The organism is Exiguobacterium sp. s192 (assembly GCF_018618795.1).
Lineage (GTDB): Bacteria > Bacillota > Bacilli > Exiguobacteriales > Exiguobacteriaceae > Exiguobacterium_A > Exiguobacterium_A undae.
Map to the genome: position 1 here is coordinate 31047 of NZ_JACSMS010000012.1, position 23980 is coordinate 55026.

Consider the following 23980-nt stretch of genomic DNA (forward strand, 5'->3'; position numbering starts at 1 on the left):
CTCCGCCTCCTTTTTTAAGCTTACGTCGTTCACCCGCGGGCAGATTTCTTTTTTCTAATGTACCTTGATTTCCCACAGTTTGTCGCCCGGTCAGCCTTCATTTGGCACATTCAAAAACGATTCATCTTATTCAGACAGGGAATAAGGTAAAAGAATCCAAAAAACCGGGAGGGGCATTTATGTTTGACTACACCGTCAACTCCAATCATTCAATAGAGAAAACAATCGAACGGCTCAAAACAGAACTTGCCGAGATTTCATTCGGCGTTTTATGGGAGTTTGATTTAGCCAAGAAATTCAAAGAAAAAGAGTTACCGTTTGACGACCAGTACCATATCCTTGAAGTCTGTAACCCGAAAGAGGCTCATCGTGTCTTATCGACTGAACGTCGGGCCGGCTACTTTTTGCCGTGTAAACTCGCTGTTTATACGGAAGACGGACAAACGAAGATCGGAATGCCACGCCCGACCTCACTGATCGGTTTGGTCGAAGACGACGAACTGAAACAAGTCGCACTCGATGTCGAACAAAAACTTGTTCATGTCATCGAAAAAAGCCGGATGTAAAACCGGCGGGTAGTCAAAAGTTATGTTTTACACAGATGAGGGTGACAGATTTTAATCTGCCACCCTCATCTCGTTCAAGTGGAATCACTTGCTTCGCGTGACTCCTACAGGAAAAAGCGCAAGTCGACTTGCGCTGTCAGAGACAGACAAGACCCGTTTTCCTGCCTCCATTAGGCAGGAAAATTGGCTTGTGTCTCGCCTGAGGAAAGCACGTGAACGAAAAAGTGATTTCTTTTTGAAGCTGTCTATTTTTTTGCGTGTCTTTTCCTTAGAGAATATCAATCCAGATTTTGATTGCTGTCGCTAAAATCAGGACCGCCAAAATGATTTGTAAAATCTTCGTGTTCATCTTTTTTCCGGCAAGCGCGCCGAGCGGTGCCGCAATCAGACTCGCGACGACCATGATGGCAGCAGGACCCCAATCGACTTGTCCTGTCGTAATCTTCCCGACCGTTGCACCAATCGACGAGATAAAGGTAATCGCAAGAGACGAAGCAATCGTCATCCGGGTCGGGATCTTTAGAATGACGAGCATGATTGGAACGAGTAAAAAAGCTCCGGCCGCACCGACGATTCCTGCCCCCACTCCGACGATAAACGCAGCACTTGCCGCAATCCCTTTATTGAAACGAACTTGATCAAGCGGGATATCATCGATGCCTTTTCGCGGAATGAACATCATCACGGCTGCAGTCAGTGCCAACACGCCGTACACAAGATTGATTGTATCTTCCGCGAGAACGTTTGAGCCATAAGCACCGATGAAACTCCCAATCAGAATCGCTCCGCCCATATACAGAATCAGCGATTTGTTTAAGAAACCGCCTTTTCGATAGGCCCAAACACCGCCAATCGTCGCAAAAAAGACTTGAATCGCGCTGATTCCGGCGACTTCATGTGCAGAAAAGGCAGCAAATCCGAGCAGTGGTGGAATGTAGAGTAGCATTGGATATTTGATGATCGAGCCGCCAATTCCGACCATGCCCGAGATATATGATCCGACAAACCCAATTAAAAAAATTGTGATGATAAAACCGAGTTCCATTTGATTCACTCCTTTAAAAAAAGAGGACTGTCGCCAGCCCTCCTTCAACTTGAATTACCCTTTTTGGATCCAGAATTTTAAGACGCTTGCTTCTTCTTCGTGTTTCACAAGCTCATGGCCACCTGATTTTGCCCAGGCTTGTAAATCGTTTTTTGCCCCTTTGTCTGTCGCATGGACTTCAAGGATTTGACCTGATTCGAGTCCGGAAATGGCTTTTTTTGTTTTGACGATTGGCATTGGGCAGGCAAGCCCTTTTGCGTCGAGTACGAGTTCTGATTTCATGATTATGATTCCTCCTGAAGTAAGTGGTTTTTTAGTTTAACGAACGGCGCAACGGTTAGGTCCGACTTCCATCTCGCGTTGTGCTTCGAGATCAGGCGTCTGTTTCCCCATGTTTGTTTCGCGAATTTCTTGATAGGCATTTGGTTGCGGCGGAAGATTTTCGGTCACCATCTTCCGGAATGTTTCTTCATCTTCGATGTTCAAGCCGTGATTGTTGGCGAGTAAGATATCGAGTTTTTCTGCGACACTGCCATCTTCATTTAATTCTTCAATCAGCATGAAGTGGGCCGGTAGGACGACAAGATCTTTCGCAAGGTCGCGATATGTCTTGTAAAGCGACTCCCGCAGGTCGCCGACCCAGTCTTCTGCCAGACCGGCTAAATCCGGACGGCCAATCGAATCGATGAACAAAATATCCCCCGTTAAGAGGTAACGCTCGTCGACAATAAACGACGTGGAACCGATTGTATGTCCCGGGGAATACAGTGCCCGGACATCGATTTTTGTATCGCCTACTTGAACGCGGCTTCCGTCTTCGAGTGCTGCATAATCAAACATGACATCTGTCGCGTCTTTTGGTGGCAACCAGTAAGTTGCTCCTGTTTTTTCAGCAATCTCACGCCCGCCGGAAATGTGATCGGCGTGAAGGTGTGTATCAAAGACATGCGTGATGGTCAGTTGACGTTCGTTGGCATAATCAAGATAAACACCTGTCATCCGCGCGGCATCCACGAGGACGGCTTCGCCTTCTGAGATGATCATGTATGATAAACAGCCTTTCCCGATCCGGACGAATTGAACGACTTCACCTTGATCGGCTCCGGTTTCATTTAATGATCCGAGTGAAATCGGCTCCAAGTGTTCGCTCCAGGCTTTCATGCCTCCTGAAAGATACGAGACGGTCCGTCCCGCTTCTTCCAATAAATCCGCTACAAAAATCGACGACCCTTCTTTTGCACAGACGACGAGAACAGGTTGATCTGTCGGCAGTTGATCTAAAATTTCTTCGACACCGTCGAGTAAATCGAAATACGGAACATTGAGATACGAAAACTGTTCGCCTTCAATTTTCCAGTCTTGAAATGCCTCTTCATTTCGGACATCCAAGATAAACATTTTTTCACGGTGAATGATTTTTTGCGTGACTTCTTTTGTTGTCATTGCGTGTGCCATCTGATTGATTCCTCCTGATCGTAATTTACGGATTAAACGGTTTGATTCGTGTCATACTTCCAGTCACTCATGCCGGGGATCACGTTTTGAACGTTGAATCCTTTTGCATCGAGTTGTTGGCAGGCCAAATCACTCCGACTGCCTGTCCGACAGACGACATAAATCGTTTTCGATGTGTCGAGTTCTCCGATTCGCGTCTCCAGTTCACCAAGCGGAATGTTGACGGCATTCGGGATATGGGAGAACGCATATTCAGCCGTTTCCCGGACGTCCAAAATGAGCGTATCCGGATTGTTGCGAACCGCTTCAACGGTCTCGTTCGTAACAACCGATTTAAATGCCGGTGCTTCTTGCTCGTCACCGGAAGATTTACGGACATAATGCCGCAAGACATCTCCTTCTTCGATCGTTCCAAGATATTGATTCCCGGTACTGTTCGCCCAAGCACGGAGATCGGCTGTTGATCCTTTGTCAGTGGCCTGCACTTCCACGACTTGACCCGGTTCCAGCGTCTTCATCGTCTTTTTTGTCCGGACGATCGGCATCGGGCACGCTAAGCCACGTGCGTCGAGTACGATATCTGTTTTGATTGTCTGCAAAAGTATTCGCTCCTTTTTACCTGTAGGGGTATGTTTGACGTTAAATTTTTTAGTTGGTTTTACCTTCGTATGCCATCATGCCGCCATCCATGTTGATGACATCAAATCCTTGTCCTTCGAGATACGTTGCGGCACGACCACTTCTTGCACCAGAACGGCAGACCATGACATATTGTTTTTTCTTATCGAGTTCGTTCATTTTAAACTCGACGAGACCAAGTGGAATATGAATCGCTTCCGGAATCTTGCCTTCTTTGACTTCATCCACTTCGCGGACATCGATGATGTTGAGTTGTTCCCCGTTTTCAAGCTTTTCCTGTACTTCTTTTGCTGTAAATCGTTTCATCTGTCATTCCTCCTCCTAGTGTTAACGCCAAGCGTTCATTCCGCCTGACACTTCTGTAACCTGGGCATAACCTGCTTTTTTTAATTGTTTGACCGCCTGTTTACTGCGCATGCCGCTCTGACAGATTACGATGACTTCTTTGTCTTTCGGAATCTTGTCGAGTTGTGACGGCAATATTTGAAGCGGAATGTTTTTAAAGCCTTTAATGTGATTGCCTTTGAATTCACCCGGTGTCCGGACGTCCAAATAAAATCGGTTGCGGTCGCCTAACTTCTGTTTTAAGTCCGACGTCGACCATTTGTTGACACCTTTAGTTGGCGCAAACATCCGATAAGCAAGAAACGCAACGATGATTAGAAATACGATGGTCAAGATATCCATTTGTATCATCCCTCCTCGAGATTAGATGAACAGGTTGACGTTTCCGTTTTCGGCATCGGCAAGATATGCAGCGACACCGGCATATTCGATCCCGTCATGCAGTTCTTCTTGTTTTAATCCGAGCAAGTCCATCGTCATCGTACATGCGACCAGTTTTACGTCTTGCTCTTTCGCCAGTTCAATTAGATCGGGAAGCGGCATCGCATTGTGTTTTTTCATGACGTTTTTGATCATCTTTTGACCGGCACCACCAAAGTTCATTTTCGAGAGCGGCATCTTGTCTGCTCCGCGCGGCATGAATTTCCCGAACATTTTTTCAAGCAACGTTTTATCGGGCTGAATCGGTTCGTCCTTGCGCATCGCGTTTAATCCCCAGAACGTATGGAAAATCGTCACTTCATGGTCGTAAGCTGCTGCACCGTTGGCAATGATATATGCTGCCATGACCTTATCGTAATCTCCGCTGAACAATACAATCGTTGTTTTTTTAATCTCTGACATCTGAATAATTCCTCCACCTATTTTACCCTAAGGGGTATATTTTCTTTTAAAAATTTTTTATCTGCTTTTCAATAACAGTTGAACCGCTTCTGCTACGGCTTGTTCATGATTGTCTGCCGTGTCATCATTCGTCACACAGTCGATGAGATTTTCACTCACGACCAGTCCAATGACACGATCAATCGCACTGCGTGTCGCACTCAGTTGAGTGACAACCTCTTTGCAGGATGCTTCTTCTTTCATCATCCGGGTGATGGCGTGAAGTTGCCCTTCAATCCGGTTCATCCGGTGAATGATTTTGTCTTCGTATACTTTTTCCATGTGAAGAACACGCTCCTTTTTTCGTGTGACCTGCGTCATATCCATTGGCTACATTCCATACAATAATACCTACAGGGGTATAAGTCAACGAAAAAGTTTTTAATTTGATCCGGAGTGTTCCTTCATCCACTTGTGGGACAGACGGGTCGTCTCCCCTTTTAACGTAATGAATTGAAAAACGCGTTGGTCGATTCGGGAATCATCATGTGTCTTAAATCTTTCCGAATCGAGTAATGTGCCTGCCAAACGTTCCGAGAGAATCGAGATCCCGGTCCCGTTCGTGATCAATTGTTTAATCAGCCGATTGGAATACACGGTAATGATCCGTCTTGGAACAATCGCTTGCGTGGCTAACCATGTTTCCAGTGCGAACCGGGCAGCTGACCCTTCTTCCCGATAGATCCACGTCGCCTGCTCCAAAACAAGGCTTTCGTGACCGATGATCCGTAATCGGTCGGTCGCAAAAGGAAGCGCCTCGATTTGATGGGAATGATGCGGTCCTTCCACCATTCCTAAATCGATTTCGTGATGAAGTAATGCCTGCTCGACTTGTTCCTGGTTCATCACCCGGGCATCCACTGACACGTCCGGATAAGCGACAAGAAAGTCGTGGATCATCTGTTCTAACATCGCTTCATAGATGGTATGCGTCGCGGCGATTCTTAACGTCCCTCGGGTGATTCCTTCTAATTCATCCATTTCTTGTTCCAAGCGTACCGTCTGGTGCAGAATTTCTTTGGCATGACGATACACAATCCGTCCGGCTTCTGAGATTTCAATCGTCTTGTTAAACGTATGCCGATGAATCAAACTTTGCCCGAAATGTTCTTCGAGATGCTTTAAGTGAAGACTGACCGTCGGCTGTGAAATATACAGCCGCTCAGCTGTTTTCGTAAAGTGTTTTGTTTCGACTAACGTAACAAATGTCTTCAGTTCATTAAAATTCATTTCTTCACCTCATTTATTTTTCTGATCTTTAGTATCAGTATAATTCATTTTCCTGATCAAGACTTTCCCCGTAGAGTCATCTGTATCACCTCACAGAAAGAAGGAACACCCTTTGGAACTATTACTTTTTCTTTTACTCGGCGCCGCGATCGGCATTCTTTCCGGCTTTTTCGGAATCGGTGGAGGCATCATTTTGACCCCTCTTTTATTGATCTTAGGGTATGCCCCCAGCACAGCGATCGTCTTAAGTTTACTGTTGACGCTTGGTTCGACGGTAACCGGCACCTTTGCCCACCTCCGCCAGAACAACTTTCATCTTCGGGATGCAGGTACGATTGGACTGGCAGGGATCATCGGATCTGCTGCCGTTACGCCTGTCGTTTTTTGGATGGAACAACACAGTGGCGCAGACATCATTATTTCCACGCTGTACATCGTCCTGTTGCTTCTGTTTGCGATTCAATTTTTAAAACCGACCAAAAAAATTATTCGCGAGACGCCTGTTCCGCACGCTTCGTTTTATAAATTGGTCGCAATCGGTGGAGCCGCCGGAATTCTGTCGTCTTTGATGGGCGTCAGCGGTGGCTTTTTACTCACCCCGCTGCTGATGGGATGGGTGCGCTTCCCTCTTAAACAAGCCATCGGAACCAGTATCGCGGCAGCTACGTTAATTGTCCTCGGCGGGATCACGAGTTACTTCATCTCGGGAACACAGGCTCCGCTCGGTTTAGGAGTGGTTTTGATTATCGGGGCACTGATCGGCTCACCACTCGGTGCTTCCTTTCTCAACCTCTTCAGCACACACTTTGTCAAAAAGAGTTTGGGCAGTTTTTATGCAGCTGTCGCCACGAGTGTTTTCTTGAAAACGACACACCATGAACAACTTTCTCTGCTCCTGCTCGCTTTGTTTACGACCGGATTGATTGGTCTGTTCGTCTATCAAAAAACCGTTCAACGTCAAACAAAAGACTGCCCTTAACGGACAGTCTCAGAACGATGATGTTGATCTCTTTTTCCCATCATAATGATTCCTCTTCTTTTGAATATCTATGCTGGTCTTACACCCAAAAGCGTGAAAAAAAGCGGTTGTTCACTCGAAATCGCTTCCTAGGGAAAAACAAGCAGGAGCGACCCAGCAGCGAAGCGATGCGGCGCGATGCTTGTCCCAGGAAAACGATTCGAAGCGAACAAAAAAGCGGTTCTTCTCGATCAAGAGAAAAACCACTCCTTTGTCTTCAGTATGAGACTGCCCTTAACGGACAGTCTCTTGTTTGATTTTTTCGGGTTTTAAAACTTTGGCTTCCTTCTTTTGACGCATCCGTTCAGCATTCATCAAGCCGCCGAGCATCAAGACGACCGACGAAAGATAAAACCATGTCATCAAGACGATGATCCCGGCGAGTTGTCCGTACAGACGGTCATAACTGCCGAATTCTGCATAGTACGAGAAGAATTCCGATACCGCCTGCCAGGCGATCGTTGCAAAAACGGCCCCCGGTAACACTTGGCGTACAGTCAGCCGGACACTCGGCAACACGCGGTAGAGCAGGATGAAGAACATCAACAGGAACAACGAACCGAGTCCCCAGCGGAACAGAAACCAGACCCACGAATAGTTGGTGACAAAGTCATTGACGAGGGCAAAATGCGTGATGAAGCGGCGCGTCAGCTTTTCCGCCACCGGAACGAGGAGTGACATCGGTAAGATGACCATCATTCCGATCGTAAAACCAAAGTCCTGCAACAACCCTCTCCAAAACGGCACTTTTCGTGTCACTTCGAGCGCATCATTTAACGAACGGACCAGTGATTGGATCGACATCGAAGCAAGCCAAAAGGCGGCCAGGAAACTGATCGAGGCGAGTTTTAATCCACCGTCATCAAAAATTCCGACGACATTTCTCCGAATCAACTCATACGTCTCTGCCGGTGCAAACGGACGGATTAAATCGAGCACGTCTCCGGACGTAAACGGTAAAAAGGACACCAGTCCTACAACAAATAATAAAAACGGGAATAAGGACAACATCAGATAATAGGCGAGTTGCGCCGACTTATCAAAGAAGGCTTCGCCGAAAAAACGGGCAAATACAGGTTTTAATAATGACATAACTATTTCCTCACTTTCGAATGATTCCTTTCTCTATCCCCCTTTCGGTGCTACTTTTAAACTTTTGTAGTCTTTTGAACTCGTAAGTAAGCGTTTAACGATTATCGATTGGCAGAAAGCTGAAGCAGGCGGTACACTGAAACAAGAACAATCGTCGTGTTGGATAAAAGAAAGGATTCTACGCCGTGCCTACTTTACTTGCCGAAGCCGAACGCTTCTTAACTGACTATATAGAACAATACCCGCAGGACAGTAATCGCCTGCATGAAGTCCGGAATGAAATTTCACGGACAGGGACATATAAACAAACGTTCCAAGAGATAGCGTACGGGGCAAAGCTCGCCTGGCGCAACAGCAACCGCTGTATCGGGCGCCTCTTTTGGGATCAGCTCCACGTCATCGACGCACGGGATGCTTTAACCATCGAGACGATTCGTGATGCCTTATTTGAGCATATCGAGTATGCGACAAATGATGGTCGTGTCCGTTCGACGATTACGATTTTTCACCTGGACCGCGTCCGCGTCTTGAATCATCAGTTGATTCGTTATGCTGGATATGAGACCACGGAGGGCATCACCGGGGACCCGAACTCCGTTGCCTTTACCAAACAGTGCCAGTCACTCGGTTGGTCCGGTCAAGGAACCGCCTTTGATGTCTTGCCGTTGTTGATTGAACTTGATGGAAAAGTCAGCCTGCATCCGCTTCCGGACGACCTGGTCCTCGAAGTAACGATCACCCATCCCGACTACGACATATTCGGCGATCAAACCATCAAATGGTACGCCGTGCCGATGATTTCCGATATGCGTCTCGAAATCGGCGGCATCTCCTATCCGTGTGCGCCGTTTAACGGCTGGTACATGGGAACGGAAATCGGTGCCCGTAATTTAGCGGATACCGATCGTTATGACCTCTTGCCGCTTGTTGCGAGACAACTCGGACTGAATACATCACGGGAACGTTCCTTATGGAAAGACCGCGCCCTCGTCGAGTTGAATCTGGCCGTTCTCGATTCGTTTGAACGGGCCGGTGTAACCATTGTCGATCACCATACGGCTGCCAAACAGTTTGCCCGATTCGAAAAAAATGAAGCCGCGTGTGAACGGGATGTCACCGGCGACTGGTCCTGGCTTGTACCGCCGATGAGCGGTGCCGCGACACACCTGTTCCATAAAGACTTTGATCCGACAATTAAACGGCCTAACTTCTTTCCCGGTGTTGCTCCGGTCGAAAAAATAACTGCCCCCACCGGTTGTCCATTCCATCAGGAGGTCTCCCGATGAATTACGTCAAGACGCTCCGGGATCAAGTCGGACAAACGCCGTTGATCTTGGTCGGTGCTGTCGTACTTGTCATCAACGACGGGTACATCCTGCTCGAACAACGGAATGAATCGCAGGCACGGTTCGGACTGCCCGGCGGATTAATGGAATGGGCCGAATCAACGGAAGAAACGGCCCGTCGTGAGCTCTTGGAAGAGACCGGTCTCGTCGCGGAACAGCTGGCATTGCTTGATGTCTATTCCGGAAAAAATTACGTCACGACGCTTGCAAACGGTGATGTCTTTCAAAGCGTGACCCTTGCTTACGTGACAACTGAAACGTCCGGTACGTTACGGATCAGCGAGGAAAGTTTTGCGTTGACCTATTTCCCGCTAACGGAATTACCGGACAACATCGTCGGCTCGCATCGTGTGATGATTGAAGACTACTTACGCCTTCAACATGGAGCAATCACGCCATAACGGGCTTGTTCTTTTTAGTAAACGAAAGCGAAGCGATTTTGGTTTTATATTTTTTAATGGTAGGCTAGAAGAAAATCGTAGTTTTCTAAAGATTTGAGGTTGTTCTATGATGAACAAAATCATGCTGATCATGCTCGGTGGCACGGGAATCCTGTTTGTGATTTTTGCCATTATCGTCATGATCAGTTTATGGACCTGACAAAAAGCCGTGATGTGTGGCGTTCCTCCAGGGGACTTCCACACATCATGGCTTTTTTGATATCAGATGGTTTGACTCATGACGAATTGCTTCAAGTCCCGCTGCTTCCAGCCGGCTTGCCGTAAGTCTTCCCACACTTGTGGATTGGTCGACTGCAACTGATAACGGGTTCCCGTCAAACGGCGTGTCGCTTCTGTCGCGATCCGCGCTACGTCTTTCTCTTCCGTTATAATCGCAAAAATCGACTCATTGGCGGTCGCAATGAACGCACCGTCGAGTTCATAGTACTGTGCTTGCGCCTGCTTCATTACCGTCTGGTCTTGTTGCCAGATGTATTCCCCTTGCTGTACGTAACGGCGTTCAAATGCAACGGCGTCAATCTCGATAAGCGGCTCCGTCTGGCCGGGTTCTTCCCGAAGAAAATAGCCGAGTTCGTCGACTGTGCGATAACCGAATTTCTGATAGAGCGAAATGGCCGGCTCATTTCCTTGAATGACTTCGAGCATCAGACAATCGACCTTTAACGATTTGGCATAACTTAGTTGGGCATCATAGAGAGCTTTGGCAATCCCAAGCCGTCGGTATTGGGGATCAACCGCCAGTCCACCACAGCGCATGACCGTCTTTTTCTTGATGGTCTTCAGCCCATTCAACCAAATGGCGACCGGTCGTTCGCCGTGGTAGGCAATAAACGAATGCTCAAGTTGATTCCAGTCGCGTTCCAGGATTCGTTCTTGAAACACCTCACGTGAAAGACCTAATGGAATTATGTAATCGCTGAATCCTTCTTGCATCACTAAAAATGCGGTTTCTGTATCAGGTGCCCGTTTAATATGAATCATCTCGGATCGCCCCTTTCTTTACAATTGTTCGCCTTTTTAGCACGCCATTCCTGCTGAGGACCAAACAAAAAGCCATTCAGAACAGCTTCTGAATGGCCGAATCTTATTGGTGTAATTTCGAGCGTGTTCTTCCGTACAGGAAGTAAACTGCAAGTCCAATCCCTGTCCAGATGAAGAACGCGATCCATGTGAACGGTTGAAGGTTCAACATCAACATGATACAGGCGAGAACCGAAAGAATCGGCAAGAATGGAACCAATGGCACTTTGAACGCCCGTTTCAAATCCGGACGTGTTTTCCGGAGGATGATGACGGCGATCGAGATTAACGAGAAGGCAGCCAGTGTCCCGATATTGATTAATTCTGCGAGCGTACCGAGTGGGACGAATCCGGCAATCAATCCGGCTGTTGTTCCTAAAATCCATGTTGCTTTCACCGGTGTATGCGATTTTTCGTTCACGTCCGAGAAGACTTTTGGCAACAAGCCATCACGGCTCATTGCGAACAAGAGACGAACAAGACCAAATGTCATGACGAGGATAACCGTTGTCATCCCGACGATCGCACCTAAGTCAACGAATCCTGCGACCCAGTCTTGACCGGCTACTTTTAACGCAAGTGAAACCGGGCTGTCGACCCCTTCAAATTGTTTGAACGGAACGATTCCGACCATGATGGCGGATACGACAACGTACAATACGGTAACGATTCCAAGTGATCCTAAGATCCCGATCGGCAAGTTACGGCCCGGATCTTTCACTTCTTCTGCTGCCGATGTAACGGCATCAAAACCAAGATACGCAAAGAAGGCGATGGCGGAAGCTTGTAACACACCACTGATACCGAACGGTGCGAACGGTGCGTAGTTGCCTGGCTCAACGTACCAGATCCCGACGACGATGAACAAGATGACGACGGCGACTTTGACAAGAACCATGATATTGTTGACGCGTTTTGTTTCCTTGATGCCCATCGATAATAAGAACGTGATGACCATTAAGATCAAGAAGGCCGGCAAGTTGAAGAACGTTTCGCTGCCGGGTACTGCTCCTGGTGCAGCGGTTAAAGCAGTCGGTAAACTGATACCAAATCCGGATAATAACGACTGGAAATAACCGGACCAGCCTGTTGCGACCGCACTCGACGCTAAACCGTATTCTAATATGAGACACCAACCGATAATCCAGGCAACGAGTTCCCCAATCGTTGCGTACGTGTAGGTGTAGACACTACCCGACACAGGAATCATCGATGAAAATTCCGCGTAACAGAGGGCGGCTAATGCACAGACAATAGCAGAAATAATAAATGCAACCGGTAAAGCTGGTCCTGCATACAGCGCTCCTGTTCCTGTTAGGACAAAGATTCCCGTCCCGATAATGGCACCAATACCGAGTAAGACAAGATCAAAGCCCGATAAATGCCGTGCCAATTTGGAATGACTTTTTTGATCCATCATGACACTGACGTCTTTCTTACGAAGCAAACTCATAAAACACCCTCCGAACTTTCTCTTTTTTCTGAATATTCAAATCATTTTTCTGATTGACCTTTTCATCATAACAAAGGATGTCAGCTTTTATAAGCATAAGTTTCTGTGTTTTTTCACAAATTGGTCAAACCAGTTTTGTTGTTTTACTACAACACGAATATGTAGATATGCATTAACGCACTAAAAAACTCCTCCACCGATGGGTGAAGGAGTTTTGCTTTGATTACGGACGATCATTTGGGTGATCTAAGTTCGGACCGCGGTTAGCATCCGGATCGATCGGATAATCGTCTTGTTGTGCTAAATCATTTTCAGGAAGTGCACCCTTTGGCGTACCATGTGTCGGGTTCACGTTCGTAGAAGATGATGGTTTAGAGGCTTTTGGTGCTTGATCTGGTGTCACATCATCTGCTGCTTTTGATGCTGCACCTTTTGCTGCTTCTTTTAAGCTCGGCTTCGTTGAAGCAGACGATGTGTTGTTTGATGGCAGGTTCGATGTGTCGATGTCTGCATTTTCTGCTTTTTTCTGGAGACGATCGAGGTAACGTGATGCGTTATCACGACCACCTAAACCAAACGCCAGTCCGAAAGCAAGTGCGACAGCACCGAGGATCAAGATGAACGCTGAGTTAACGATTGTTGCTGCTACACCAAGCTGATCAAGTGCCATGAAGACAGCAAGAGCAAGGATGGCATATTTCGCGACGCTTGAAAGAACTTTTAAGTCTGAGTTTGCGAACAGGCTGTCCATTGTACGTTTCACCAAGTTGCTGATGATGATACCGATTGCCAAGATGACGATTGCCGTCAAGACACTTGGAAGGAAAGCAAGAACTGCGCGACCCAGGTCAACCATGAAGTCGAGACCAATCAGGTTGAATGCTTCAACGACGAACAAGACGACGATGACGATTTCAACAAGTGATCCAACGATCGATGACGGTGATGTCGAAGCATTGTTCGCATCCCAGCTACCGATTTTCAAGTGACGTGTTAAGTTGTTGAATCCGAGGCGTGACAAGAGGTCCGCAACGAATTTCTTGACGAAACGACCGACGTAAAGACCAACAAGGATCAAGACGACGCCGATGATGATGTTTGGAATCATACCAAGGACATCGTTTAGCATGTTGATGGCTGGTCCTGTGATTCCTTTAATGTTGAGTTGATCCAGTGCCGAAATCGTGATCGGAATTAAGATCAGGATGAAGACGACTGTACCAAGGATTGAAGAAAGTGATTTTGTATCTTTTTGTTCGTTTGTACCAATGTTGAAGCGTGAAGCAAATTTGTCTGTCCCGACAGCATGCAGGAAGTTCGTGACGATATCGCGAACGATTTTCGCAACGAGGAATCCAACGAAGAAGATGGCTGCTGCAGCGATCAGACGTGGGATGAACCCAAGGAACGATGACAACAATTGACTGAACGGTTCCGAAACACTTTCAATGTTAAGCGCACCGAGTACACCTGGTAAGAACAGCAACAAGACAAGGTAGAAGACGATTTCGCCTGCAACCTTCGGATAGTTTGACAGATCCGTTTGACCTTGAAGCATTTTGTTCGAACGAATTTTTTCATTCGACATCAATTTCGTTCCTGCTTTAACGATGATCATACGGAGAACAACCGCAATGACGTACGCAAGAAGAAGAATCAATGCTGCTTGCAAGATATTTGGGATTGCTGCGAGCAATGTGCTCATCGTATCCGCAAGTGGTCCTGCGATGATATTCAGGTTCAAGATGTTAAAGACTAAGATTAAGACAAATACCATCAAGACCCAGAAAACGACAGTTCCGATAATTTTTTCAGGTGTCCACTTTTTCTTTTGTGGTGGCGTACCTTCTTTTTGCGGTGACAGCTTGTTGACGACACCAGATTTTTCTAATGCCTTTTGAATGCCGTTTGCGATCAGCTTCGCAATCAGCCATCCGATCAGGAATACGATAAGTGCTCCTAAAATGTTGCCGAGGGATCCTAGAATCCCGTTCAGGTCAAGCGACGTACTGTTCCAAAAGTTGTTCATCCTGCCACACTCCTTCATCTCTAAATAAATTAATATATCTCCGACACTTCTTTAATTTCCCCCGCTAAAGAAATTACTAAACCACATTTAACCTGAATGTGGGAGTTTGTGAATAGTATTTAAAAAAATGGATGATTCTAGTTAGAACCATCCATTTACAATAAACTATGCATTTTCAGTATTTTACCGTCATGATTTCGTTGCCGTGCGTTGATTCAAAACGGTCTGTATCGCCGTATATCCGCCGTCGATATTGATGACGTCTTTGATACCAAGCGATTGCAACACACTGACCGCCATCCGTGAACGGACGCCCGATGCACAATGGACCGCGACCGGTCGATCTGTCGGAATTTCCTGATGACGTGTTGCAAGCTTTCCAAGCAAAATCCGGTTGGCTTGCGCATAATGTCCGCCGTCCCATTCGGTTTTGTTCCGGACATCCAGAACAAAGACATCATCCGCTTCTGCCGCTTGCATCGCCTGTTCCGCACTCCAATCCGGATACTGTTCCGTCAATTGCTCGTCTGAAAGATTCGCGACGTCAACCACTGTTACGAAGCGATCGAGACCAATGGACTGTAAATCCGTCTGGATCATCTGAAATTGATCCGGTTCTGCAATGACGGCGATATCGTGGTCAAAATCAAGCAACCAACCTGCCCATGTCACGAACTTCGAGTTGTACGGAATATTGAGCGTGCCGGGTACGTGACCGGCAGCAAATGATTTTCCGTCCCGTGTATCGACGACTTGCATCGTTTGAACAAGCTCTGTTAGCTCGGAAGTGCCCGCGGCACGTGGTGCAGAAAGCGTCGTCGTGTCAGCAATCTCCTCTTTGTTGACCCGTTTCATCATCGCAAAGTAGTTGGGTGGTTCCGGCTGATCCGTCGTCAATTCTTTGACGAATGCTGCCTCGTCCTCCATCTGCAATGCCCAGTTCGTCGCTTTTTCGTAGCCGACCGTCGAGGTTGGAATCGCACCCAGTGCTTTCCCACAGGCACTGCCTGCTCCATGACCCGGCCAGACTTGAACGAAGTCCGGTAATGCTTTGAATCGTTTGAGTGAGTTAAACATCTGCTTCGCTCCGACTGCTGTCGTTCCTTGAATCCCGGCCGCTTCTTCGAGTAGATCCGGACGCCCGATATCGCCGACGAAGACGAAGTCTCCTGTAAAAATCCCCATTGGAACCGTTTGGTCACGATCGTATAAGACGAACGAGATATGTTCCGGCGTATGACCCGGGGTATGCATGACTTCAAGTGTCACATTTCCGACTTTGAACTTCTCCCCATCTTTGACGAGACGCGCATCGATCTCTGAAGCAAAACCATACTTCCAAGAAGCATCGCCTTCATCGGACAGGTAAGCTGTCGTTCCGAGACGTTGCGCGAATTCGCGTGTCCCGGAGACAAAATCAGCATGAATGTGTGTTTCCGCCGTCGCCGAAATCCGAAGTCCTTCTTTTTCTGCTTCTTGTAGATATGGTTCGATGTTTCGTGCCGGATCGATGACAATCGCTTCCCCCGTCTTCTGGCACCCTACCATGTATGAAGCTTGTGCTAATTTTTCATCATAGAAATAGCGTAATAACATAACGATTCCTCCTTTAGTTGAATGGTTGTGCTTGATTGATCCGTTCTTAGCGTGTGACGTTTCCTTCCCAGATCATCATGCCGCCATCAACGTTTATCACGTCAAAACCTGCCTGTTCCAAATACATCGCGGCATTCATGCTGCGTCCACCAGATAAGCAAATGACATGAAGCGGTCGTGACGGATCCAGTTCGTTGGTCCGCTCCGTCAGTTCCGACAACGGCACGTTTTTTGCTTGTTTGATATGACCGCCGGCGTATTCATCCGTTTCCCGGACGTCGATCAGTTGGATCGTTTCGTCTTGTTGCAGTGTTTGTTCCAGTTCATTTGTCGTCATGTTGTTCATGTTGTTTGCCCCTTTGCTACATAAGTTGATGTCCACAATATACCCCATACCGTATTTAAGCGCAAGAAAAAAGATTGCATCAAAAAAGACAGCACCCGGGTTGGGTACTGCCTGATGTTTCACTTTTACGAAAAAATTTGATGAAGGACACGCCAGTTCCGAGTCCACTTCTTCTATTTTTTCCTTAGACCACTTCTTTTTCCGAGAACTGACTGTTGTAAAGATCCGCATAGAACCCGTTTGCGGCAAGCAATTCTTCGTGTGTTCCCTGCTCGATGACGCGTCCCTGATCCATTACTAAAATCAAATCGGCATCTTTAATCGTCGAGAGACGGTGGGCGATGACAAAGCTCGTCCGTCCTTCCATCAATCGTTTCATCGCTTTTTGAATGAAGATTTCCGTCCGTGTATCGACGCTTGACGTCGCTTCATCGAGAATCATGATGGGCGGATCGGCGAGGACCGCACGGGCAATCGTCAACAACTGTTTTTGTCCTTGCGAGATGTTCGACGCTTCTTCGTTTAATACGGTGTCATAGCCGTCCGGTAACGTCCGGATGAAGTGATCGGCGTGAGCCGTTTTTGCTGCTTCGACGATTTCCTCTTCCGTCGCACCGGTTTTTCCGTAGGCGAGATTGTCGCGGATTGTTCCGTTAAAGAGCCACGTATCTTGCAACACCATCCCGAACGTCGTCCGTAAATCTTCCCGTGACATCTTCCGCGTATCGATGCCGTCGATGCGGATGACACCGTGGTTGAGTTCATAAAACCGCATCAACAGGTTGATCAACGTCGTTTTCCCGGCACCGGTCGGACCAACAATCGCAACCGTTTGACCCGGTTTAACGTCGATGTTCATGTCCTCGATCAACAGTTGCTCGCCGTAACCAAAGTCGACGTGTTCAAACGCAACTGCTCCGTCGGCTTTCGCCAACTGATGCGTCGTCACTTCTTTGACTTCCTCTTCTTCATCCAACAGTTCAAAGACCCGTTCGGCAGCAGCGACCGTCGACTGAACGATGTTGGCAATGTTCGCCGTCTGGGTGATCGGTTGTGTGAACTGACGTGTATAGGTGATAAACGCTTGAATGTCCCCGATCGAGATACTGCGCTGAGTGACGAGAATCCCCCCGACGACACTGATCAAGACGTAACTGATGTTGCCGATGAACATCATCATCGGCATGATAATCCCGGAGATGAACTGGGCTTTTCGTCCCGCCTCATACAACTCGTCGTTGACAGCATCAAACTGTTCAACGGCTTTCCGTTCATGTCCAAACGCCTTGACGACGGGATGACCGGTATACATCTCTTCAACGTGCCCGTTTAATTGTCCGAGGGTCCGTTGTTGATCAGCGAAATATTTTTGTGACCGTTTCAAGATCGGACGAATCGCAAAAATCGAAAGCGGCAACGAGACAAGTGAAATCAATGTCAGCAATGGACTGATCGTCAGCATCATGATTAAAATCCCGACAATCGTCACGATCGATGTGATGAACGACGTCACACTTTGCTGCAACGTACTGCCGATCGTATCGATGTCATTTGTGACCCGACTGAGCGTCTCCCCGTTCGGACGGCCGTCATAATACTTGAGTGGTAACCGCTCAAGTTTCTGATTGACGTCTTCGCGCAAATCATAGACCGTTTTTTGGGCGACACTCGACATGATGTATTGCTGGATATAACTGAACAGACTGCTGATGACATACAGTCCGGCGAGTACTAATAAAATCTGTCCGATTTTCGTAAAGTCGATTTCCGCACCAGGTACTCCCTGGAACTTGGCATAGGCCCCTTCGAACAGTTCCGTGATCGCCGTTCCCATGATTTTTGGTCCGGCAATCATAAAGATGGTACTGAGAATCGCGGCGATGAAGACGGCAATCAAGGCCGTCCGGCGCGGTTTCAGATAGCCGAGCAACCGGCGGAACGTCGCTTTGAAGTTTTTCGGTTTTTCGCCCATCATCATCATGTTCCCGCCGCCGGGACCACCACCCGGTCCACCTGGAGGACCACCGGCAGGACGTTTTGTTGTACTTGTACTCATGCGATCTCCTCCTCTGACAGTTGGGATTTGACGATTTCTTGATAGACGTCGTTTGTTTCATACAGTTCGTCATGTGTTCCGATTCCGGCAATTTTTCCTTCTTCGAGAACGATGATCTGATCGGCATCCATGACTGTACTGACACGCTGGGCAACGATCAAGACGGTTGCATCCTCGGTTTCCTGCTTCAGAGCTTTGCGTAAGGTCGCATCTGTTTTAAAATCAAGCGCCGAGAAACTGTCGTCAAAGACATAGATGTCCGGTTTGCGGACAAGCGCCCGGGCAATCGACAAGCGTTGTTTTTGACCACCGGAGACGTTGGATCCGCCTTGTTCGATAATCGAGTCATACTGATTCGGCATCCGTTCAATGAAATCCGTCGCTTGGGCGACACGCGCCGCATGTTTGATTTCTTCGTCCGTCGCATCCTCTTTTCCGAAGCGGATGTTGTCCGCGATCGTTCCCGTGAACAACAACGCTTTTTGCGGCACAAATCCGATTTTCGAACGTAATTCCTCTTGCGGGACGGCTTGGCTGTCGACACCGTTGACTTGAATACTGCCGTTCGTCACGTCATAAAACCGGGGAATCAAATTGACGAGCGTCGATTTTCCGGAGCCGGTTCCGCCAATGACGGCCGTGATTTCACCCGGACGCGCTGTAAAGCTGATGTCCGATAAGACCGGAGCTTCGGCTCCCGGATAACTGAACGTCACCCGGTCAAAGACCAGTGTGCCGCGTTCGCGGTCGGCGGAAGCAGTTCCGGCGTCGACCATCGTCGGCTCCATCTCAAGGACTTCATTAATCCGTTTCGCCGAGACGGCTGCCCGGGGAATCATGACGAACATAACGGATGCCATGACGAGGGCAAACATGATTTGCATGACGTATTGAATAAAGGCCATCAAATCTCCAATCTGCATCCCGCCGTTGTTAATCCGGATGCCGCCGAACCAAATGACACCGACGACGGTCAAGTTCATGACAAGCATCATGACCGGCATCAAAAAGGCCATGATTTTATTGACTTTGATCGAGACGTCCGTCAAGTCGGCATTCGCTTTCGTTAACCGAACCTTTTCTTCCGATTCCCGGTTAAAGGCCCGGATGACACGAATCCCGGTCAGATTTTCCCGTAAGACGAGATTCAAACGGTCGAGCCGTTTTTGGACTTGTCCAAACAGCGGAACCCCTTTCCAGAGGATCAACAGAATCGACACGACCAAAACCGGCATCGCGGCGACGATGACGAGTGACAGTTTGGCGTCTTTCGAGACGGCCATGATCAGCCCCCCGACAAACATGATCGGCGCACTGACGACCATCCGCAACATCATGATAACGACTTGCTGGACTTGCGTAATATCGTTCGTCGTCCGGGTAATCAAGGACGCCGTTCCGACCTGATCAAACTCTTGTAGCGTAAAGCGTTCGACGTGGTTAAAGACTTTTCGGCGGATGTCGCGCCCAAGTCCCATCGCGGCTTTTGAGGAATAATAGCTGGCGGCAATCGCTGCGAGTGCACCGAGTCCGGTAATCCCGAGCATGACCGCACCGATTTTCCAAATGTACGCCGTATCGCCCGTCACAACCCCTTTATCGATGATGTCCGCCATCAAGGTCGGTAAATACAAATCGGACATCGATTGGGCGAAGACGAGAATCAAAACGGCGAAGACGGCCCATTTATAGGTCGTCAGATTTTTGAGTAACTTAATCATCTGCACAGCCTCCGTTTCCTGGTGACAAGATGTCTTTTAATCCGTCTGCAATTTGTTCGTGTGTCTTGAGCATCTGTTCAAAGGTAGCAGGATCAATCTGATCGAGGACCTGTTCAAGCCGTTGTTGCATCCCCGCCTCCTGCCGCTTGATTGCATCGACAAACTGTCTTCCATGACCACTCAAATTCAGGACGACTTCGCGCCGGTTGTCCGGATTTGTTTCCCGGATCACCCAACCTGATTGAACAAGCCCTTCAATTGATTGACTGAGCGTACTTTTCGGTAAATGCGTATGTGCGGCAAGTTCCTTTTGAGTAATCGGACTTCTTGGCGCAATCGTCATTAAGCTGTGAAATTGCGGTAAACTCAGTCCATTTTCCTGGGCCGTCTGATGAGCTGCCCGAACGAGATGCCGTTGGACGTTCCAAAAAGATTGCATCATTGCCGTTGAACGGACCGGCTCACGTTGTTCCGTTTCCATCCTTCCACCTCCATGTTCCATTTCGAATCGTTCCATATCGAACGATTATCTATATAAATTAAATTACGCCGATTAGTTCAGAATGTCAATGAATAAACAATGTGAAAATGCACATATTCATCATCGTGCGGTTAATCGTTTCAAGTATAATGAAGTATCTGCAAAATCAAGGGGATTGTCAGGAAGGAGAGACTGAAATGCTACATAAGATGGGATTATACGAAGAGCCGTTTCAGTCAATTGTTGCCGGAAAAAAAGTGATTGAAATCCGTTTGAATGATGAAAAGCGGCAAGCTGTCCAAGTTGATGATTTGATTGAGTTCACGAACCTCTCAACCGATGAACAAGTGATTGTCAGAGTCCTTGAACGGCAAGCATTCAACGATTTTCAATCGCTTTACGAAAACGTTTCTCTCGAACAAATCGATTGTATCGGTTGGTCGATGAATGACTTGTTAAAGGCAACCTATACGATATACTCAAGAGAATCAGAGAAACAATTTGGTGCACTGGCATTAACAATCGAACGAAATCTTTAAGCAGAAGGAGCGGATCACCATCATTGCAATCATTAAACGTTTCATTGATCAGCAATATGCACATCCTACAGGACGGTTTGGCACATACATCGGGGAAAAAATGGTGAGACAACATCAACATGAGACTGAGTGGACCGTAAATCTGCTGAACGTCCAAAAAGATGACACCATTCTGGAACTCGGCTGCGGAGCAGGTTATGCCATCGAGCGACTTGTCCATCAATCATTAGCGAAACAGATGGTTGGTGTCGATTCCTCTTCAACCATGATTCGTTCCGCCCAAATCCGAAATAAACAGGCCATTCAGTCGAATCAAGTCAATATCGTATACGGCGACCTAAACAAATTAGCTTTTCCAAACGAACAGTTCGATAAAGTATTCACTATACACACACTTTATTTTTGGGAAGATATCTCGGGTACTTTATCAGATCTCTATAAAGTGCTAAAACCAGGTGGTCACTTCGTCCTTACGTTCTGCGATGGCAAAAATGATGAGATTTGGACTGGCGTGAAGGATTTGGTACAAACCCAAGTCATTCCCGCTGCAAAAACACATGGTTTCACCGACATCACACTTGTCGAAGGTCCCGTCTCAAGGCAATTCCATACTGTAGCGGTCATCGGACATAAATCTACAAATAAAAAATGAACGACCGTCTGTTGACGGTCGTTCATTTTATCGTTTGATTCATTCCGGCTCGACATGGACATGAATGTCGTACACACCGTACTCATCGGTCAACGTATCCTCGACCTTCGTCGCGATATCGTGTGCTTGATGGACGTTTAACTGGGAGTTGACGAGAATGACGACATCGACGACTTCATTGTTGCCGTAATTCCGACCTTTGATCGATTTAATCCCTTTGACGCCGTCAAGATCATAAATCACATCTTCATACATCTTGAGTTTGTGTTCATCAAACCCGTCTGACAGCTCATGAGACGCTTCCGAGAAGATGTCCCACGCAGTCTTACAGATCAAGAACCCGACAATGATCGCCGTCACGACATCGAGCCACGGCATCCCGAACTGGGAACCGATGATTCCGACCGTCGTCCCGATACTGACCCAGGCATCGGACAAGTTATCCTTGGCGGCCGCCATGACTGCCTTGCTGTCGATTTTACGCGACAAGTTCCGATTGTAACGGTAAACGAAGTACATCACGATGGCAGAACCAATCCCGACATAAGCAGCAATCAAATCCGGCGACTCCTGTTTGCCTTCGAATAACGTTGAAATCGTATCAATCAAGACTTGCAGACCAACCGCCATCATAATGAAGGAAGCGACCATCGAAGCAATCGTCTCACTTTTCCAGTGGCCGTATTTATGATCGTCGTCTGCCGGACGTCTTGAGATTCGTAATCCGATCAAAACGGCAATCGATGCAATGATATCGGTCGTATTGTTCAAGCCGTCTGCCCGTAAGGCAGCGGAATCGGCTGTATAGCCGACAATCAATTTAATGACGGATAAGACAATATAGGCAACGATGCTGATGATGGCACCGCGCTCGCCAAGCTTTAAATTATCGTATTTTTGTTGATCCATTTGTAGTCGCCCCCACTCGCTCTGTCGATTAGCAAACCTCATCGTAACAGGTCGAAATCAAGTGGGTCTATAGAAATCATTTTGCTTAAAACTAGTTAATTAACAAAAGACCAATAGTGTTTCCTGAGGGCAATTCATCTTTTGTTGTTGCACGGCGCTTCTTGTGCAATTTGCGCATACTTGACACAATACTACCCGCCAACATTTTTGCAAAATTTCTTTAGTGTGCAATCATAATTCGTGCATCTTGCCTACGGAATCAGTAGACTAAAGATACACACATTAACAGGGGGATGAACACATGAGTAACTACATTAAAAGTGAAGATACATTTAAAGAATTGATCGCAAGCGACACACCGGTCATCATCAAGTTCGAAGCAGACTGGTGCCCGGACTGCAAACGGATGGATTATTTCATGCCGGATGTCGAAGCACAATTCAAAGAATTGCCGATCTATACGATCGACAAAGACGAGTTCCCGGAAATCGCATCGGACAACGTCGTCATGGGGATTCCAAGCCTGCTCGTCTTCCAAAATAACGAGAAGCTTGGTCACTTACACAGTGCCAACGCCAAAACACCGGACGAAGTCACAGACTTCCTCAAGAAAAACTTCAACTAAACAAACGAAGACCCACTTTCCAAAATGGAAGTGGGTCTTTTTTTTAGCGTTCGCAGGCGATGCCGTCTTTGTCACGGTCCCTTTTTGTATTGAGGTTATACGTCGCCAAGCTGACATAAGCTTTATATTTTGTCTCTTTGTAGATGGCTTTGCCGTTTTTGTCGTAACCGGTCCGATTTTTGAGTCCCGCCTTCTTCGAAACGCCACCCTTGTACGTTTTCTGCATTTCCTTACAGTCCTTGAATGCCTTCGCTTTCGTCGCGGCGTGGCTTTCTCCCGATGTCACACTGATCAATGAGAGACTCAGGACACCGGTCATGATGAGTTTTACTGCTTTGTTCATGCCAATTCCTCCTCAATTTTAAAATTCCAAATTTTAGTGATAATTTGATTATAGAGGATTTTTTTAGAATGTGTTTTGACTTTTTGATTTTTACAGGGATGATTTGTCAGAAAGTTTTTATGAACCAAAAA

At 47.3% G+C, this 23980-nt stretch carries 27 protein-coding genes; 7 read left to right on the forward strand and 20 right to left on the reverse strand.

The genetic code is table 11. The features are described from left to right. Positions 1-179: 179 nt before the first annotated feature. Entirely contained in the window at positions 180-566 is a 387-nt protein-coding gene (locus tag KNP87_RS14770; RefSeq protein ID WP_214722146.1) for a DUF302 domain-containing protein, read from the forward strand. Positions 567-834: 268 nt separating this feature from the next. Here KNP87_RS14770 and KNP87_RS14775 read toward each other — a convergent pair whose 3' ends face one another. From KNP87_RS14775 to KNP87_RS14815, 9 genes are all read right to left on the reverse strand, one after another. Further along, positions 835-1611, reverse strand: coding sequence for a sulfite exporter TauE/SafE family protein (locus KNP87_RS14775; RefSeq protein ID WP_026834062.1), 777 nt, complete (start codon positions 1609-1611; stop codon positions 835-837). 54 nt (positions 1612-1665) lie between these two features. Next, positions 1666-1893: a sulfurtransferase TusA family protein gene (locus tag KNP87_RS14780; protein WP_026834063.1), complete on the reverse strand. Its 228-nt coding sequence runs from the start codon at positions 1891-1893 to the stop codon at positions 1666-1668. A 36-nt stretch (positions 1894-1929) separates the two neighbouring features. Further along, a complete protein-coding gene (locus KNP87_RS14785; RefSeq protein WP_214722147.1) occupies positions 1930-3066 on the reverse strand; it encodes an MBL fold metallo-hydrolase in 1137 nt (378 codons plus the stop codon). Positions 3067-3098: 32 nt separating this feature from the next. Continuing rightward, positions 3099-3665 (reverse strand): sulfurtransferase TusA family protein, encoded by a 567-nt coding sequence (locus tag KNP87_RS14790; RefSeq protein ID WP_026834065.1) that lies wholly within the window; start codon positions 3663-3665, stop codon positions 3099-3101. A 49-nt stretch (positions 3666-3714) separates the two neighbouring features. After that, on the reverse strand, positions 3715-4011 hold the full coding sequence (locus KNP87_RS14795; RefSeq protein ID WP_028107057.1) for a rhodanese-like domain-containing protein: 297 nt from the start codon (positions 4009-4011) through the stop codon (positions 3715-3717). A 21-nt stretch (positions 4012-4032) separates the two neighbouring features. Further along, on the reverse strand, positions 4033-4392 hold the full coding sequence (locus KNP87_RS14800) for a rhodanese-like domain-containing protein (RefSeq protein ID WP_214722148.1): 360 nt from the start codon (positions 4390-4392) through the stop codon (positions 4033-4035). A 21-nt stretch (positions 4393-4413) separates the two neighbouring features. After that, the gene (locus KNP87_RS14805; RefSeq protein WP_214722149.1) at positions 4414-4893 is read right to left on the reverse strand and encodes a DsrE/DsrF/DrsH-like family protein; all 480 of its coding nucleotides are present in this window, start codon (positions 4891-4893) and stop codon (positions 4414-4416) included. 57 nt (positions 4894-4950) lie between these two features. Further along, a complete protein-coding gene (locus KNP87_RS14810) occupies positions 4951-5214 on the reverse strand; it encodes a metal-sensitive transcriptional regulator (protein WP_026834068.1) in 264 nt (87 codons plus the stop codon). Between the two features lie 99 nt (positions 5215-5313). After that, a complete protein-coding gene (locus KNP87_RS14815; RefSeq protein ID WP_214722150.1) occupies positions 5314-6162 on the reverse strand; it encodes a LysR family transcriptional regulator in 849 nt (282 codons plus the stop codon). 112 nt (positions 6163-6274) lie between these two features. Here KNP87_RS14815 and KNP87_RS14820 point away from each other — a divergent pair, with 112 nt between their 5' ends. Then, positions 6275-7141 carry a sulfite exporter TauE/SafE family protein gene (locus KNP87_RS14820; protein ID WP_214722151.1) on the forward strand — a complete coding sequence of 289 codons (867 nt, stop codon included), beginning with the start codon at positions 6275-6277 and terminating at the stop codon, positions 7139-7141. 273 nt (positions 7142-7414) lie between these two features. Here the strand turns inward: KNP87_RS14820 and KNP87_RS14825 are convergent, their stop codons facing one another. Then, positions 7415-8272, reverse strand: a complete 858-nt coding sequence (locus KNP87_RS14825) for a YihY/virulence factor BrkB family protein (protein ID WP_214722152.1) — start codon at positions 8270-8272, stop codon at positions 7415-7417. 185 nt (positions 8273-8457) lie between these two features. On the opposite strand from KNP87_RS14825, the gene KNP87_RS14830 reads away from it, so the two are divergent. Together KNP87_RS14830 and KNP87_RS14835 are read left to right on the forward strand one after the other, a co-directional pair. Beyond that, a complete protein-coding gene (locus KNP87_RS14830) occupies positions 8458-9558 on the forward strand; it encodes a nitric oxide synthase oxygenase (RefSeq protein WP_214722153.1) in 1101 nt (366 codons plus the stop codon). Continuing rightward, positions 9555-10019: an NUDIX hydrolase gene (locus KNP87_RS14835; protein ID WP_214722154.1), complete on the forward strand. Its 465-nt coding sequence runs from the start codon at positions 9555-9557 to the stop codon at positions 10017-10019. Before KNP87_RS14830 ends, KNP87_RS14835 begins: the two co-directional genes overlap by 4 nt. A gap of 261 nt (positions 10020-10280) precedes the next feature. Here KNP87_RS14835 and KNP87_RS14840 read toward each other — a convergent pair whose 3' ends face one another. The 8 genes from KNP87_RS14840 to KNP87_RS14875 all read right to left on the reverse strand — a co-directional run bounded on the left by KNP87_RS14840 (position 10281) and on the right by KNP87_RS14875 (position 20781). Next, entirely contained in the window at positions 10281-11060 is a 780-nt protein-coding gene (locus KNP87_RS14840; RefSeq protein ID WP_214722155.1) for a GNAT family N-acetyltransferase, read from the reverse strand. A 103-nt stretch (positions 11061-11163) separates the two neighbouring features. Next, complete coding sequence (gene bcaP / locus KNP87_RS14845) at positions 11164-12552, reverse strand: branched-chain amino acid transporter BcaP (protein ID WP_214722156.1); 1389 nt, start codon at positions 12550-12552, stop codon at positions 11164-11166. A 223-nt stretch (positions 12553-12775) separates the two neighbouring features. Next, positions 12776-14581, reverse strand: coding sequence for a mechanosensitive ion channel (locus KNP87_RS14850; RefSeq protein WP_026834076.1), 1806 nt, complete (start codon positions 14579-14581; stop codon positions 12776-12778). Between the two features lie 189 nt (positions 14582-14770). Then, positions 14771-16177 (reverse strand): MBL fold metallo-hydrolase, encoded by a 1407-nt coding sequence (locus KNP87_RS14855; RefSeq protein WP_214722157.1) that lies wholly within the window; start codon positions 16175-16177, stop codon positions 14771-14773. A gap of 46 nt (positions 16178-16223) precedes the next feature. Next, positions 16224-16646 carry a rhodanese-like domain-containing protein gene (locus KNP87_RS14860; protein WP_353049375.1) on the reverse strand — a complete coding sequence of 141 codons (423 nt, stop codon included), beginning with the start codon at positions 16644-16646 and terminating at the stop codon, positions 16224-16226. 61 nt (positions 16647-16707) lie between these two features. After that, positions 16708-18579, reverse strand: a complete 1872-nt coding sequence (locus KNP87_RS14865; protein WP_285801256.1) for an ABC transporter ATP-binding protein — start codon at positions 18577-18579, stop codon at positions 16708-16710. Continuing rightward, complete coding sequence (locus KNP87_RS14870; protein WP_026834080.1) at positions 18576-20300, reverse strand: ABC transporter ATP-binding protein; 1725 nt, start codon at positions 20298-20300, stop codon at positions 18576-18578. The genes KNP87_RS14865 and KNP87_RS14870 overlap by 4 nt, the downstream gene beginning before the upstream one ends. Further along, the gene (locus tag KNP87_RS14875) at positions 20293-20781 is read right to left on the reverse strand and encodes a MarR family winged helix-turn-helix transcriptional regulator (RefSeq protein ID WP_214722158.1); all 489 of its coding nucleotides are present in this window, start codon (positions 20779-20781) and stop codon (positions 20293-20295) included. Before KNP87_RS14875 ends, KNP87_RS14870 begins: the two co-directional genes overlap by 8 nt. Positions 20782-20978: 197 nt before the next feature. Here KNP87_RS14875 and KNP87_RS14880 point away from each other — a divergent pair, with 197 nt between their 5' ends. Both KNP87_RS14880 and KNP87_RS14885 read left to right on the forward strand, forming a co-directional pair. After that, entirely contained in the window at positions 20979-21320 is a 342-nt protein-coding gene (locus tag KNP87_RS14880) for an ASCH domain-containing protein (RefSeq protein WP_119923917.1), read from the forward strand. Between the two features lie 43 nt (positions 21321-21363). Continuing rightward, positions 21364-21972 carry a class I SAM-dependent methyltransferase gene (locus KNP87_RS14885; protein WP_353049376.1) on the forward strand — a complete coding sequence of 203 codons (609 nt, stop codon included), beginning with the start codon at positions 21364-21366 and terminating at the stop codon, positions 21970-21972. 39 nt (positions 21973-22011) lie between these two features. On the opposite strand, the gene KNP87_RS14890 is transcribed toward KNP87_RS14885, so the two are convergent. Continuing rightward, a complete protein-coding gene (locus tag KNP87_RS14890) occupies positions 22012-22881 on the reverse strand; it encodes a cation diffusion facilitator family transporter (protein ID WP_026834081.1) in 870 nt (289 codons plus the stop codon). A gap of 301 nt (positions 22882-23182) precedes the next feature. Between KNP87_RS14890 and KNP87_RS14895 the strand changes: the two genes are divergently transcribed. Beyond that, positions 23183-23506, forward strand: a complete 324-nt coding sequence (locus KNP87_RS14895) for a thioredoxin family protein (RefSeq protein ID WP_026834082.1) — start codon at positions 23183-23185, stop codon at positions 23504-23506. A gap of 43 nt (positions 23507-23549) precedes the next feature. Here KNP87_RS14895 and KNP87_RS14900 read toward each other — a convergent pair whose 3' ends face one another. Beyond that, a complete protein-coding gene (locus tag KNP87_RS14900) occupies positions 23550-23849 on the reverse strand; it encodes an excalibur calcium-binding domain-containing protein (RefSeq protein WP_214722160.1) in 300 nt (99 codons plus the stop codon). Positions 23850-23980: the final 131 nt, after the last annotated feature.